Source organism: Lactobacillus sp. ESL0791 (assembly GCF_029433255.1).
Lineage (GTDB): Bacteria > Bacillota > Bacilli > Lactobacillales > Lactobacillaceae > Lactobacillus.
The window spans coordinates 380,011-394,304 of sequence record NZ_JAQTHU010000001.1 but is presented as its reverse complement, the minus strand read 5'-3'; the positions used below and the strand labels follow the sequence as shown (position 1 = coordinate 394,304).

Here is a 14,294-nt window from a genome sequence, read left to right as displayed (position 1 = left end):
TTTATCATTTGTGCAAAAATTAGCAATTTACTGCAAAAGAAAATCCCTAATTTTTCAAGATTAGGAATTTTACACAATTATATAAACTCAAATAGTAAATTCGTTTTAATTGGAAGCACCACTAGTTGTATCAGTAGCAGGCTCAACAGGTTTTTCTTCTGTTTTATTATCCTTTAACACCGTTAAGTTTTCACGTCCCTCAACTAAAAACGGTGTATCTTTCATTAAAAGCAGGTCTACCAACGCATCAGGGAAAGCCAGACTCTGTGCTGATTCGCGTGTAATTTCTGTTCGAATTTGCTCGACATTGCCCGTTTTAATTTTTTCAGTAAATTCAGGTTCAACCAGTGATTCCCGCCCGATTGCAATAATGTCGCCGTGATTTAAAGCATCTAATGCATCATCAGCAGTATGAACGCCTGAAGAAATAATAGTTGTCACACGATCGCCAACAGCCTCTTTAAGCATTTGACCATAGCTTTGCGAGCTGCCTTCAGGACCAACATCATACTTACTAAAAAGTGAATAATGGATGTAGTCGATCCCCAAATCAGCAAGCTTATTTGCCAATTTCAAACCATCTTCCACAGAATAGCCCTTAGTCGTGGCCAAATTTGCAGTCATCCGACTCGGCATATTTTCTTCGGGAGTCATTCTAAAGCCAATAATAAAATCAGGCTTAATTTCAGCAGCTTTTTTGACGGCTTTGACAACAGCTAATGGAAAGCGCATCCGCTTCTCAAGACTGCCACCCCAATTATCAGTCCGCTGATTATAAAGCGGTGAGAAAAATTCATGTAACAAATACCAATTAGCACCATGAATCTCAACACCATCAAAGCCAGCTTTAATAACCCGCTTGGTCGCAGATGCAAAGTCATTGATAACATTTTCAATATCTTCTTCGCTCATTTCCTTTGTAGGAACCCCATCAGAGTCTGTCGTCGGTAATTTGCTTGGTACTTGAACAAAGCCGTATTTAGCCGCAGTACCTGAGGCTTGCTTACCAGCATGATGAAGTTGAACAATCGCTTTATTGCCGTCTTTTTTCATTATTTGCGCTAATTTAGTCAGCCCTGGAAGAAATTTATCATCGTTCAGGCCCAATTCGTTATCATAAAAACCATATTCCGAAACATAAGAAGCACCCGTTATCAATAAGCCTTGTGCTTTTGACCTAGTTCCAAAATAATTTAATGCTGTTTGACCAACGGTCCCATCTTTTTCTCCATAAAGCGACAGCATCGGCGACAAGGCTGTTCTAGCAGGAATCGTTACCCCGCTTCTCTGGAAAGTTAAGGGTGTCAGTAACTTTTGATATTTATTAGTCATTTTACAAAACCTCATTTCTATCATCCAAATAAATATATACGTTCATACTATTACAAACATTCATAAAATTGCAGTATGTGTCTAAGATCTTAATTAATTATTTAAAAAGAGATAAAATTCACAAAACAAAGAAAAATAGAAGAAAAAAGAACGCTAAAAACTCGTTTTAGCGTTCCTTTCGTAATGAAAATTTTTTACTTTATCTTATCCAGTGCATTTTTAACCGCATCTTTCAAGCCGCGGCTTGTGTTGGAAGCACCTGAAATGGCATCAACGTCATATGTATTCTGCGCAACCATTTCGTCGGGCAATTCCTTAATTGCCTTCAAACCATAATCATCAGATTCGGTCTGTTTCAAAACTTCAACCTTCGTTAAACTCTTCTGGTCATCAACGGTTATTCGCACAACGATTTCATCACCCATACCGGTGCTTGATTTGCCAATATACTGGTTTTCACCAGTTGCAAAATCTTCTGTCTTAATATCAGAGGCTAATGAAACTTTGGTCTTAGCAGAAGTTGCCGTTTGCCCAACCGCATCATTTTTAACTTTGGCCGCATTTTCACCAGCGATTTTACCGAAAATCAAGCAGTCAGCCAAGTCAGAGCCCCCTTGATACAGGTTTGACATGTTGCTGCCCAACTCACCAGCACCATACAAATGTGGAATTGGTTTCTTATCAGGCGTGAGAATTTCTGCATGTGCATTTCTTCTTGGGCCTGCTTCCGACCAGCCGATCGTCTGCACCAACAGAGCTGCATAGTAAGGACCAGCTTCCGCAAACTCCCGCAAAGTTTCCGGTGCGCGGTGGAAGGCATAGTCATGCTTATTCTTAGCGAAGAAGTTAAATTCATCAATCGTCGACTGTAATTTTTCGGCAGGGACAGACATCTTTTCTGCTAATTCTGGAATTGAATCAGCCTTAATAACATGGTTTAGCGCCTTATTATCAGGGAAAGTTGTGATTTTACTAATTTCATCATATTTTGTTTGATCAAAAACAAAGTACGGCTTAATCGGATTAAGCGGCTTATACCAAGAACCATGATTTTCCACATAGCCTTCGCGTGCCAGCTGGTCTTCCTTAAAGTAACGTGTGCCGTCATCGCCAACCGTAAAAATACTGCCAGTATAGAAAGTTGGGTTGCCCATGTAAAATGGTGCGCGTTCCATATCAGGCTCCCAGAAGGCGAAGGCCTGCTGCATCCCGCCAGCGGCATACATCGACATGTGCCACATATCGGCACCAACTTCGTGTGCTAAGTCAATTCCTTTACCCTTATTATACAAACCACCTAGTGGCACCAATTTATATGAGCCAATGTAGTCTTGAACCATTTGCGGATTGTTTTCAATCCCGCCGGTAGCCAAGACGATACCATTTTTAGCATGAATATTGACCAAAACGCCATCTTTTTTGATTTGCGCGCCAACAACCATGCCGTCTGCAGTCTGCAAAATGTGTTCAACCGGTGCTGAATACCAGACATCAATCTTGTCCGCACGGTCTAAAACATTCTGCCGCAGCACATTCCACAGCGAAGCGTTAAAGATTCCCGGCGCAAGTGTAATCATGTCATAGCTGCCTGAGCCTGGAGCATTGGGGTGATCTGCCATATTGCCATCTGGCGGCAAGCCCAAAACTTCCGTTTTGTAACTGTGAGTAACTGGCGCACCCAAATATTTCTTGAAGTAGTCCTTCATGTGCGTTATTCCGTGAACAACCACTTGCTCAATTTCGGGATCAATCGTAAAATGCTGTGCCAGATACTCATAATACTTTTTGTAGTCTTCTTCACTAGAACTGTAACCAAGAAGTTGACCAGCATACCTGGTGTTGCCGCCCTCGTGGCCTTCCGGTGCGGAATCAACCATCAAAACCTTGGCGCCATTATCAGCCGCAAAACGCGCAGCGGTAGCGCCGGCCCCGCCAAAGCCAAGAACGATCACGTCATAACTTGCATCATATTCAATTTTTGAATTTACAATCATTAATTTATCTCCATTTTGCCATCAATTAAAACTATTTTTTGGAAAATTCAGCGGCATTTTTGCCCGCAATTCGGCCAAAGACGGTACAAGTCGTCAGCATTGTCCCCGTTGATGGGTAAGTGTGAACAAAAATCTGCCCGGTTGCATCTTCGCCAGCAGCATACAAGCCAGCAATCGGCTGCCCATCTGTGTTCAAAACTTGTGCTTCTGGATTAATCGTCAAGCCGCCAAAACCAGCAACGGTTGTTGGATACCCTTCAATTACATAATATGGGCCTTCCGGAGAAACGGCAATAATGTCATCTCTGCCAAAATCAGGATCTTTTTTACCTGCAAAAGAATTGTAGCGTTCAATTGTTGCTAACAAAGTTTGCTCATCAGCTCCAATTAGTTTCGCAACATCACTGAGTGAATCACATTTAATGCTGCCATCAGTGTGGCTAGCAGTTTTATATTGCGGCTGATTTTTATCAAAAATCCAGAAGAAGCGGGCACCGCCTGAGTTCTTTGCATCATTGTACATTATTGAATAATGCTGACCTTCCTTAGTAAACCTCTTTCCTAGATTATTTACGGCAATCGGCGTATTCAGTAAAATCAACGTGTTGGCACCAACAGTGACATCAAGATAGTTAGCAGTCATGATACCCATTACGCCATCTTTGAATTCAAGTCCAGCATTAAACTTCTTAGTCAGATCAACATAATCACCATTATTGTATGGACTAGACATTGAGCGGGCACCCTTAGCACTTGGAGCATATTTATCACGCGTTTTGGCCGAACCATCAAAACCGCCAACTGCTAGCACAATGGCTTTGCAGCTAATTTCATAATCATCATATTTACCTTTAGTGGTAACACCAACGATGTTGCCATTTTCGGTTTTAATTTCTTCGTGCGTTTGGTTGTAAAAGATCGGAATCTTTAATTCCTTAACCCGGTTAAAAACTGGCTCCAAGATGGCAACCGGCCCCTTTTGAAAATCAATATGGGTCCGCGGGTGCGGTGAAAGTCCCAACGGCATCGCCGTAAATTTAACTCCGTACTTGTCAGCATAGTAATTGACCGCACTTGCAGAATTTTCCGCAATCGTCTTGACTAGTTCGTGGTCAACGCTGCCGCCCTCACTTTTGGCAAAATTCTCATAAAACTTAGTCAAATCAGCCGGATCATTATCCTTGTCTTTATTGAATTCACTGCCTGTTGCATACATGAAGCCACCGGAAACAACGGAGTTGCCGCCAAAACGACCTGCCTTTTCAAGCAGCACGACGTCAGCGCCGTTTTCTTTAGCAGTTATTGCGGCATCCAATCCTGCAAGTCCTGTCCCAAAAACAACAACATCGGTTTTCACTTGGTGCTGGTGCTTAGTGATTTTTTCTTTTTCATTAAATTCATCAGTACCGGCTCCAGCCTTGGTTAAGGCCTTTCTTGCCGCATGTAAAATTCCGTTGGAGGTAAAAGTTGCCCCGGAAATTGCATCCACTGCCGTACTTTGATCGGCAACGATTTTAGCCGGAATTTCTGCCAACGCCTTAGCCGAGATAAGCGGGGTTTCAGCATGTTTAGTAACTTCAACCTTCGCAATTTTGTTGTCGTCAACCGTGACTGCGACAGTTATTTCATCATTATGACCCTGTGCTGCAGCTTGATAAGTTCCGTTTTTAACCATTATTGTCCTCCTTATGCTTGATATTGATCGTCAAAAACAATTACCGGCTTAATTGTTGTCCCAGATAGCGAATCTTCAATTGCCTGATTAATTTGTTCAGGTTTGTAAAACTTAGTAATTTTATCAATTGGGAATTTGCCAGCACGGTAAAAATCAATTAATTCAGGAATAAATTGCTGCGGCACAGCATCACCCTCAATTACTCCCTTAATCGTGCGGGAAAAAGTTAAAATATCAATCATTGGGCTGATCTCTTTCAAGGATTTTGTCCCCATGGCAACGACTGCAAACTGACCCTTAATTGTCAATGCTGAAATACCTGCCTTAATGACATCCGGTTCGCCCGTTGTGTCAACTGCATAATTCAGGCCGGCAGAACCAACTATTTCGTTAATTTTCTTAACGATATCTTCCTTAGTGTTGTTAATAGTATCGGTTGCGCCAAACAGCTTGGCAGCCTTCAAGCGCTCATCATTTTTATCAACGGCGATGACGTGCTTGCAGTTGGACACTGCGGCAGCCATAATTGCGGCCAAGCCAACAGAGCCTGTGCCCAAAACCACTAAGTTGGAATTAATTTCAGGCTTTAAGGAATTCAAAACCGTGCCGGCACCGGTCATGTAACCACATCCCAAAGGCCCAGCTAATCGCAAATCCAGATCATCCGGCACTTTCACCAAGTTATTTTGATCAGCAACAATGTGATCGCCAAATGATGACTGACCAAAGAAGACACCAATGTTTGTGCCGTCAGCTTTATGCAGGCGGTAAGTTCCATCACCCATCGGTCCACCGCTTGTGTTCAACTGGTTAAAGTTAACACATGAGCCTGGTAGGCCAGCGCGGCAGAACTTGCAGGTGCCATCGGACGCAAAACCCACGGCAACGTGATCGCCCTTTTTAAAGGCCGTGACATTGGAGCCGACTTTTTCAACAATTCCGGCGCCTTCATGACCTAACAAAAGCGGTGTTTTTACAGGAAAACCGCCATGTTGAAATTCAATATCGCTGTGACATATTCCGGATGCGACAGTTTTAATTAAAACTTCATTGCTTTTTGGTTCATCCAACACAATATTCTCTAACTCTAGGTCCTGATTTGGCTTATTTAAGACTGCTGCCTTAATCTTCATGATACTTTTCTCCTTTACAAATAATTTTTATCACATGAATAGCACCAAACTATTCATCTTTACAAGTAGTATTATATAATTGCTTTGTTCAAAATAAATAAAGCGATTTCAAAGCTTAATAAAAATTTATACTTTGTGTAAAAGTTTCAAGTAAACCAAAATTTTTTCATAAATAGCTCTTCAAGCTTGGTCAGAATTACTTGCTTCTGTAAGATCAAAAAAATCCCTAACCCATTTAACGGATTAGAGAATTTTCGTGATTGTTTTAAAGTAACGCGCTAATTAATCTTATCTAATGCATTCTTTACAGCGTCTTTTAGGCCACGGCTGGTATTTGATGCACCAGAAACAGCATCTACTTCATAACTATTCTGTTTGACCATTTCTTGCGGCAGTTCCTTGATCGCTTTCAAACCATAATCATCGGATTCGGCCTGTTTAAGTACCTCAACATTTTTCAGGTTCTTGTGGTCGTCAACTGTTACCCGCACAACAATTTCGTCGCCCATGCCAATTTGGGACTTGCCGATATATTGGTTTGTACCAGTAGAATACTCCTCTTCTTTAATGTCAGATGCCAAATCAGCAGCAGACAGTTTAGTGGCATTCAAATTTGCTTGCCCGTCTGTCGTGCTATCAGCCTTTGCTTGTGCAGCATTTTCACCGGCAATTTTACCAAAAATCAGACAATCAGCTAAACAGCAGCCACCTTGGTAAAGATTTAAAACAGCACTTCCGGCTTCACCAGCAGAGTACAGATGCGGAATCGCATTGCCGTTCACATCAATTACTTCTGCTTTTGAATTGCGCTTAATCCCACCAAGCGTTGTTGTCAAAGCAAGCATCAGCGGAATTGCATAATACGGTCCTTGATCAAAAGCGGTCATGTTTTCTGGTTTTCGATTGAATTGGTAATCGCGGTGTTCTTCTGCAAAGTAATTGAAGTCATTGACAGTGCGTTTTAATACTTCCGGATCGGCGGAAATTTTACCGGCTAGTTCTTCTAGTGAATCGCCTTTGGTTACCTGTGCCAATGCTTTTTGTAAAAACTCATTTTGATTTTGCGATAACTGCTCATATTTCTTTTGGTCAAAAATCATATGCGGATGAACTTGTTTGTAAGGCGGTACCCAAGTCCCATTATTATCAACAAAACCTTCACGAAGCGAAGAATCTTCTTTGAAGTATCTTGAGCCGTCATCACCAGCTAAGAAAATACTGCCTTTGTAAAATTCCTCATAGTTGGCTAGGTATGGCGAACGTTTACCTTCAAAGTACTTATAGGTCATGCCGTAGTAAATCCCGTTGCTTAAATAATTGCCCGGGTGGAAAAGATTAGCATTTGCTTCTAAGCCCAAATTGATGCTGGCGCCGTGATTATACATTGCACCCAAAGGAGCCATTTCTTTTACACCAAAGAACATTTGCAACTTAGCACGGTCATTTTCGAAACCGCCAGCAGTAATAATCACACCATTATTGGCATGAATGTTAACCAGCTGACCATTCCTCTTGGCCTGAACCCCCATCACAGTCTTCGTTTCCGGTGACTGAATTAGGTGACAAACAGGCGAATTGTACCAAACATCAATTTTATCCGTTCTCTTAACTACTTCCTGCTGCAGAGCCTTATATAATGCGCCGTCAGATAAATTCGCGTGCATGCCGATAATTGCCGTGTCACGCAGTTTGGTATATTCAGGAAAAGAAGGCATCGCCTCCATAATCGACTGCAGCCCGCCAATTGATTCCATTGCATTCTGAGTATTTAACTTTTTCAGTTCCTGAATTTGAGCATTAGCTGACTTGCGGTCGTAAATAAACGGCTCAACCCCAAGATACTTTTCAAAATATTCTTTCATGTGTGAGACACCATCAGCCATGGTATCAAGCAGCTCTTCATCGTAATCATATGGTGCAGCTAATTTCTTCAGGTATTCTTTAAATTCTGCGGTCGCACCCGGCTCATATGCGACAAACTGACTGGCATACCTAGTATTGCCGCCTTCATGTCCTTCAGGTGCAGAATCAATTAATAACACTTTAGCGCCATTATCTGCTGCAAATCTTGCTGCAGTGGCACCGGCACCACCAAAACCTGCAACAATGACATCATAATCAATATCCCAATTTATGTTCTTTGTATATTGCATAATAAAATATATCTCCTGTCTTTATATAGTTTTGCTATTGATAATAGTATCACATATTCATGCCATTGATGCAAGCGGTTTAGTAAAAAATTATTGATGCATTCGCATGTTACAGAAAAATTTAATGATTATTTGTTTCACATTATTCTAAATTAACAGTATTAAAAACTGCTTAGTTTCAACCACTTCACAAATTATGCCTGATAATTTATTGAAATATATTTACAAATATTTTATTATTAAAAACAAATAACATTATGTACAAGAAAAGAAAATTAATGGATCATAACAAGTTTTTTGCTAAAATGCCTATAAAAAAATTCCCCAACTTTTGCGGTTGAAGAATTCTCTTTATTAACTATTTGATTTTTATTTCAAAATGAATTTTAAGCCAGCAGCTAAGATGCCGCCAACAAGCGGCCCAAACATCGGCACCCAGGCGTAACGCCATTCAGCATTGCCACGGTTCGGAACCGGCAAGATTGTGTAAACTAGGCGCGGACTCCAATCACGGGCTGGATTAAGCGCGAAGCCCGTTGTTGAACCCAAGGCTGCGCCAACCGCTGCCAGGGTAATGCCACAAATAAATGGTTTCAATCCTTGGGTGAAATCACCTAGGTTCAGCAAAACAAAAATAAAGGCAAAAGTCCCGATCGTTTCGGAAACAAAATTCCAAAATGGGGCATTAATTGCGGGACGGGTAGCAAAAACACCAACGTGATTGCCTTCTGCTTCATTTTTACTTGCCTTAAAGTGCGGATAATAATGCAAAATCACTAAGGCTGCGCCGACAAATGCACCCAAAAATTGTCCTGCTAAATAAGGAAAAACTTTTGCCCACGGGAAAAAGCCAAAAATTGCCTGGCCAATAGTTACAGCCGGATTCAAATGCCCTTGCGAGCCAAAAGTCCCCGCAACGTAAACGCCCATGGTCAATGCCAAGCCCCACGAAATAGCCATGTACAACCAGCTGGAATTACGCGCATTCGCTTTTTGCAGGTTTTGTCCGGCACAAACACCCACTCCTAGTAAAATAAAAATCATCGAGCCTAAAAATTCACCGATAAAGCCATTCATTCCATACCTACTCCTCTACTTTTTTAAATTATGTCGCAGTTAATAATAACAAATTTGCTTATTAACGTACTTAATGATTATGTTAGAGTATAGATATTCAGTCTACTTTTTTGCTCACTAAAAATAACAAATCGTCAGCATGCTTGCTTACAATCTGCTTTTTTATCATCCTAATATTCTTAAATTTATCTTCTCTCATCAGTCTCTTCTTGATCAAGCCAATCTTGAAACTCAGCTTTGGTTGAAGTATAGACATCGGCATATAAAAAGCCTTTAAACATCTCATAGCCAAATTTTATAAAATGTTTTTTAGCATTTTTAGAAATTCGTCGTGCAATATAATCGCGGCTTGGACTATCATTTTTATTTAGCAATTCAGGTGCATAATCAGTAACATAGCCTTGATTTTTACTTTGAACTAAATTTTTACCTTCATTATAAACAAGGACAAAATAACAAGAACTTCTTATTTCCTGCATAGTTATATTGAGCAGTTCAGATAATATAATTGCACTGTCATACATCTTTTTCTCAACATTGAACTTATTAAACTTTCCATTCTTAAATTCAATAAAAACATACTTGCCAGCAACTTCTAACAACGCATCACTAGAACTTGGTTTCCCTGGTATATTTTGATATACCTCTCTGAGCATTACATTCTTAATTGCATCAAAATTATATGCTACTTTTGGTGAAACAAACATGTACTCATGATTATCATCGTCATAAGAGCATTCTTTAATCGTGCTTTTACAATGTCTAACGAGTGATAATTCTGTCAGATGCTTATTAATTTTCATATTTACTTCTCAAATTTTCCAGTTCCTGAAGTGGTTGTGCCAACTTAGCATAAATTTTTTCGATATTATCACTCACATCTTCAACCGTACGTTCATCAGTATCTTTATCCATATCTGCCAAATAATATTTGGTACTAACATGATATTTAGCAGAAAAAACTTCAATTGCCTCAATAAAATATGGGCTATGAGTTGTAAGTAGAATTTTCATGTTAAATGTTTTCTGAATGAGAACAATTACTTCTGCTAGTTTAATCTGCCATTCTGGATGCAAATGAATTTCCGGCTCATCTAAAATAATTACACCGTCATTTTCTAAGCTTCCATTTTCAAGCAGTGTTTTCAAAATAATAAACGGTTTTAATCCAGCCGAAGTATTCCCAATGTTTAGCGAAGTAGCCTGACCTGCCTTAACATATTGACATGACCGATTAAATGGGGCCGTATTAATTTGTAATTCACCATCAGCCACTAAATTAATTTGCTTAAAAATTGGTTTTAGTCTTTGATCAACAGCTACCTGTTCAATAACATTTTTTTCATTATTTTTAGCTAAACTACGAATCAGCTTGTTCTCATGCCGATTTTTATCTCGTTTAGGTCGTAAGTATCCTAAAGATACATTATCAAGTGCAAACGGATCATCAATATATTCAATACTATGATTCAAATTAAACAGATTATTGATGTTAGTTACACGATTATTGGTAATTTGAATTTCTAATGTCTGATCATCTACTTCTAAAGAAATTATCGCTTTACCATGATTATTTTCAGAAATATCATTAATTTGATCATGAAATTCGGATCTTAAAATATCACTTAAAATCTGCTTTATTCCATCAGTTTCGGACACATTAATAATTGCAAGTAAGGAAGCACAATCTTCATTAGAAATGTCAACCTTAGCATATTCTGGAATGTTTTCTATTCCAGTAAAAAACATTTCAAAAAAATTATTAACAAAACTTTTTGTTGCCGTTAAATTATTTTTCTGATCAAATAAAACACGTTTATTTTGATCGTTTTCAACTTGGTCGCAAAATTTTTCAACAAACGAATTTATATTTACGAAAATATTTCTTGAACCAGCACCATTACTATCTTGCTTCGAAAATAATTTATTAAAAAATGTATTCAGTGCAGCCTTTTTCTGCATCTCTAAATTTTCTTTATAATTGTTTAAGCCTTCAAACACAGAATACAAGCTTTTACCGATTGTGCTCTTCCCAACATTATTTTCACCTGCCACAATCGTTATGCCGTTAAGTTCAATTTCAGAGGTACCGCTACCGGCGATATTCTTTAGTTTTAGTTTCATTTCTTAGCCTCAATCAGCAGTACTAATTTTATTAGCACTATATTTATCACTCTACTTAACACAAATTATAACAAACAATTATCTTTTTAACTCTGCAAAACCATATTTCAAAATAAAAACTCTCTCCTGCAAAACAAGAGAGAGTCTATCAATTATTCAGTTAAACCTTAGTCATCCAACTTTTCCTTATTGGTAACATTAAGCTTGTCATCGAAGGTGTAAACCACTGGTTCACCAGTCTTCATTTCCAAGTTCATAATGTCAGCATCAGAAATGTTTTCAATATACTTAGTCAATGCCCGCAGAGAATTACCATGAGCAGCAATAATCACGTTCTTGCCAGCAAGCAAATCTGGAGCAATGTGATCTTCCCAGAAAGGCATAACCCGCTCAAGGCAGACCTTCAAGTTCTCAGTCCGCGGGATAATGTGTGGGTCAAGGTCAGCATAACGACGGTCATGAACCTGACTGTATTTAGAATCGTCCGCAATCTTTGGCGGCAAAACATCGTACGAACGACGCCAAATATGAACTTGTTCGTCACCATACTTTTCAGCCGTCTTCTTCTTGTTCAACCCCTGCAAGCCGCCATAGTGACGCTCATTCAGCCGCCATGACTTAGTTTCAGGAACCCAAAGCTGACCGCTTTCTTCAAGTGCATAGTGTAAAGTCTTGATCGCACGGGTCAAAACAGAAGTATAAGCTTGGTCAAACTCCAAACCGTGTTCCTTAATCAATTTACCAGCATTCTTGGCTTCCTTAACGCCCTCTTCTGACAAATCGACGTCAATCCAACCGGTAAATTTATTTTCAAGATTCCATTCACTTTGACCGTGACGAATTAAAACTAATTTCGACATGAAATATTCTCCTTTTTACAAATTAAAGTTTTCACTTATCATTTTACACATTTAGCGAAATTTTTCATAGGGTTAAGGACTAAAAATACCGTTTCTTAAGTTTTAGTTTTACGATAGAATAGTATAATAAGAAGCAAAGAAAAGAGAAAATTTAATCATGAAACTTAAAAAAATAATTACGGGCTTGCTGTTAACCGCAGCCTTGTTTGGCTTAGCCGCTTGTGCTAAACAAAAAAAGGCAGCCGAACCCGTTTTAAATAAAACCCAAGTAATCAAAATTGCCAAAAAGGATTTCAAGAGCGGGCAAGTCAAGCAGGTCATCAGCTTTGGTACCGATACCACCAAGCAGATCATCACTTCTAGTGCCGCCTTCGGCGGTAACCCCACTGTTTTTCATATCAACTACCAAACGCAATCTAAGGGACAAACGCAAACTTCGGAAGAATGGATTGACACAAACAACATCTACTTCAACGGCCAGAGCAGCTGGTATAAGGCCGGACTTGAAACCCTTACCGGTCATAATTATGCCCAGATGATTGACGCCATCATGGATAACAAGATGCTGGCAGATCCACCGACAGCTTTAACCAAAGCTTACAAAATGAAGCGGAGCAGAAACACTTACACCCTGACTGCCACAATTAAAGATCACGGCATAATGAAGCAGGCAATCGACCCGATTTTCACCACCAATAACCAGAGTGCCAAGCAGGAACAATCCTACCGCAGCATTCAAAAGTATGGCAAATACCAAGATATGCCGGTCAAGCTTGTTGTCAAAAATGGTAAGCTCTTTAGCTTTACCTACACGGTCAACATGAGCATTGATAAAACAATGACGATGAGCGTCAGTCAAACATATAACAACTTTGGCAGTCATGATTTTTTAAAAGTGCCAAATAACGCCTTAGCTGCCAAGCCACTGCCAAAAAGCAATAATCAAAACAAAAAGTAATTAATAAATAACATAATAAAAAGCATGGAGCCTAAATAGTACCTTCATGTTTTTTATATAATTATTAATAATAGCGTTTTAATATAGTCTGTTTTCGGTTATAATTAATTAAAAGAATTAAATATGGAGGTAGATATACTATTATGAAACTAAAAAGATTACTTGTCGGTCTGGCAATGACATCGGCACTATTCACCGCAGGCTGTTCGCAGCAAAACAATACCCTAAGCAAGGAGCAGGTCGTTTCAATTGCCAAAAAAGACTTAAAATCTGCCAAAAGCGGCAAACTCCAGGAAGATATGACGATGACAATTGCTGATAATAAAAGAAAAGTCAGTAGCAACGCAACTTTTTCGACGGCTAACGCAGTTATCATGCACTATTACGTAAAAACCAATGCTTCGTCTTCTTCTCAAACGGAAGCTTGGATGGATGCCAAGAATATCTATATTAAGAATCCCGCTCAAGATAGCAAGACAGCTTGGTACAAACAAGCCCTTCCAGCCGGTACCCAAGAGTCAATGAAAAAAATGATGGATAATCAAGCAATGCCGCAAATCGCAAAAAAGTTATCTACCGAAATAACTAAGGTTGGCAAAGTAAAGCAAACAAACGATAATGCGACGTTAACCGCCAATATTACCGACAAGGATTTCTTAGAAGATTACATGGACTCCAGTGCATCCCTGGGTTCACAAAATCCGGCACTTTCCAGCTCTTCCAAGGCTTTGGAAAAATATCTGAAGCTTAAAGAGCTTTCAATCAAAATGATGGTCAAAAACAAAAATCTTACTGCTTATAATGCAACAATGGAAATGGTCTACAGCAACGCCAGCGACAAAGACAAGAGCCACAAGCTTGATTATGTAATTACTGTTAAGTACAGTGACTTTGGCAAATATGATTCATTAAAACTTCCAAGCAACGTTCGCGCAGCCAAGAAAATTAAAACTAATAGTGACAAATAAGCATGAATAAAAATTAATGG

General features: G+C 39.4%; 11 protein-coding genes. 2 read left to right on the top strand and 9 right to left on the bottom strand.

The window, feature by feature from the left end; translation table 11 throughout:
* Positions 1 to 105: 105 nt before the first annotated feature.
* The 9 genes from PT285_RS01945 to PT285_RS01905 form a co-directional block, all read right to left on the bottom strand.
* Positions 106 to 1,332, bottom strand: a complete 1,227-nt coding sequence (locus PT285_RS01945) for an NADH-dependent oxidoreductase (RefSeq protein WP_277147470.1) — start codon at positions 1,330 to 1,332, stop codon at positions 106 to 108.
* A 194-nt stretch (positions 1,333 to 1,526) separates the two neighbouring features.
* Complete coding sequence (locus tag PT285_RS01940; protein WP_277147468.1) at positions 1,527 to 3,326, bottom strand: FAD-binding protein; 1,800 nt, start codon at positions 3,324 to 3,326, stop codon at positions 1,527 to 1,529.
* A 31-nt stretch (positions 3,327 to 3,357) separates the two neighbouring features.
* A complete protein-coding gene (locus PT285_RS01935) occupies positions 3,358 to 5,001 on the bottom strand; it encodes an FAD-binding protein (protein WP_277147466.1) in 1,644 nt (547 codons plus the stop codon).
* Between the two features lie 11 nt (positions 5,002 to 5,012).
* Positions 5,013 to 6,134, bottom strand: a complete 1,122-nt coding sequence (locus PT285_RS01930) for an NAD(P)-dependent alcohol dehydrogenase (RefSeq protein WP_277147464.1) — start codon at positions 6,132 to 6,134, stop codon at positions 5,013 to 5,015.
* Between the two features lie 278 nt (positions 6,135 to 6,412).
* A complete protein-coding gene (locus tag PT285_RS01925; protein WP_277147462.1) occupies positions 6,413 to 8,287 on the bottom strand; it encodes an FAD-dependent oxidoreductase in 1,875 nt (624 codons plus the stop codon).
* Between the two features lie 369 nt (positions 8,288 to 8,656).
* Positions 8,657 to 9,364 carry an MIP/aquaporin family protein gene (locus PT285_RS01920; protein WP_277147460.1) on the bottom strand — a complete coding sequence of 236 codons (708 nt, stop codon included), beginning with the start codon at positions 9,362 to 9,364 and terminating at the stop codon, positions 8,657 to 8,659.
* Positions 9,365 to 9,549: 185 nt separating this feature from the next.
* Positions 9,550 to 10,167: a hypothetical protein gene (locus tag PT285_RS01915; protein WP_277147458.1), complete on the bottom strand. Its 618-nt coding sequence runs from the start codon at positions 10,165 to 10,167 to the stop codon at positions 9,550 to 9,552.
* Positions 10,157 to 11,488 carry an AAA family ATPase gene (locus PT285_RS01910; RefSeq protein ID WP_277147456.1) on the bottom strand — a complete coding sequence of 444 codons (1,332 nt, stop codon included), beginning with the start codon at positions 11,486 to 11,488 and terminating at the stop codon, positions 10,157 to 10,159. Before PT285_RS01910 ends, PT285_RS01915 begins: the two co-directional genes overlap by 11 nt.
* A gap of 167 nt (positions 11,489 to 11,655) precedes the next feature.
* Complete coding sequence (locus PT285_RS01905; RefSeq protein ID WP_277147454.1) at positions 11,656 to 12,348, bottom strand: 2,3-diphosphoglycerate-dependent phosphoglycerate mutase; 693 nt, start codon at positions 12,346 to 12,348, stop codon at positions 11,656 to 11,658.
* Positions 12,349 to 12,505: 157 nt separating this feature from the next.
* Between PT285_RS01905 and PT285_RS01900 the strand changes: the two genes are divergently transcribed.
* Both PT285_RS01900 and PT285_RS01895 read left to right on the top strand, forming a co-directional pair.
* Positions 12,506 to 13,306, top strand: coding sequence for a DUF6612 family protein (locus PT285_RS01900; protein WP_277147452.1), 801 nt, complete (start codon positions 12,506 to 12,508; stop codon positions 13,304 to 13,306).
* A 143-nt stretch (positions 13,307 to 13,449) separates the two neighbouring features.
* A complete protein-coding gene (locus tag PT285_RS01895; protein ID WP_277147450.1) occupies positions 13,450 to 14,274 on the top strand; it encodes a hypothetical protein in 825 nt (274 codons plus the stop codon).
* Positions 14,275 to 14,294 lie beyond the last annotated feature (20 nt).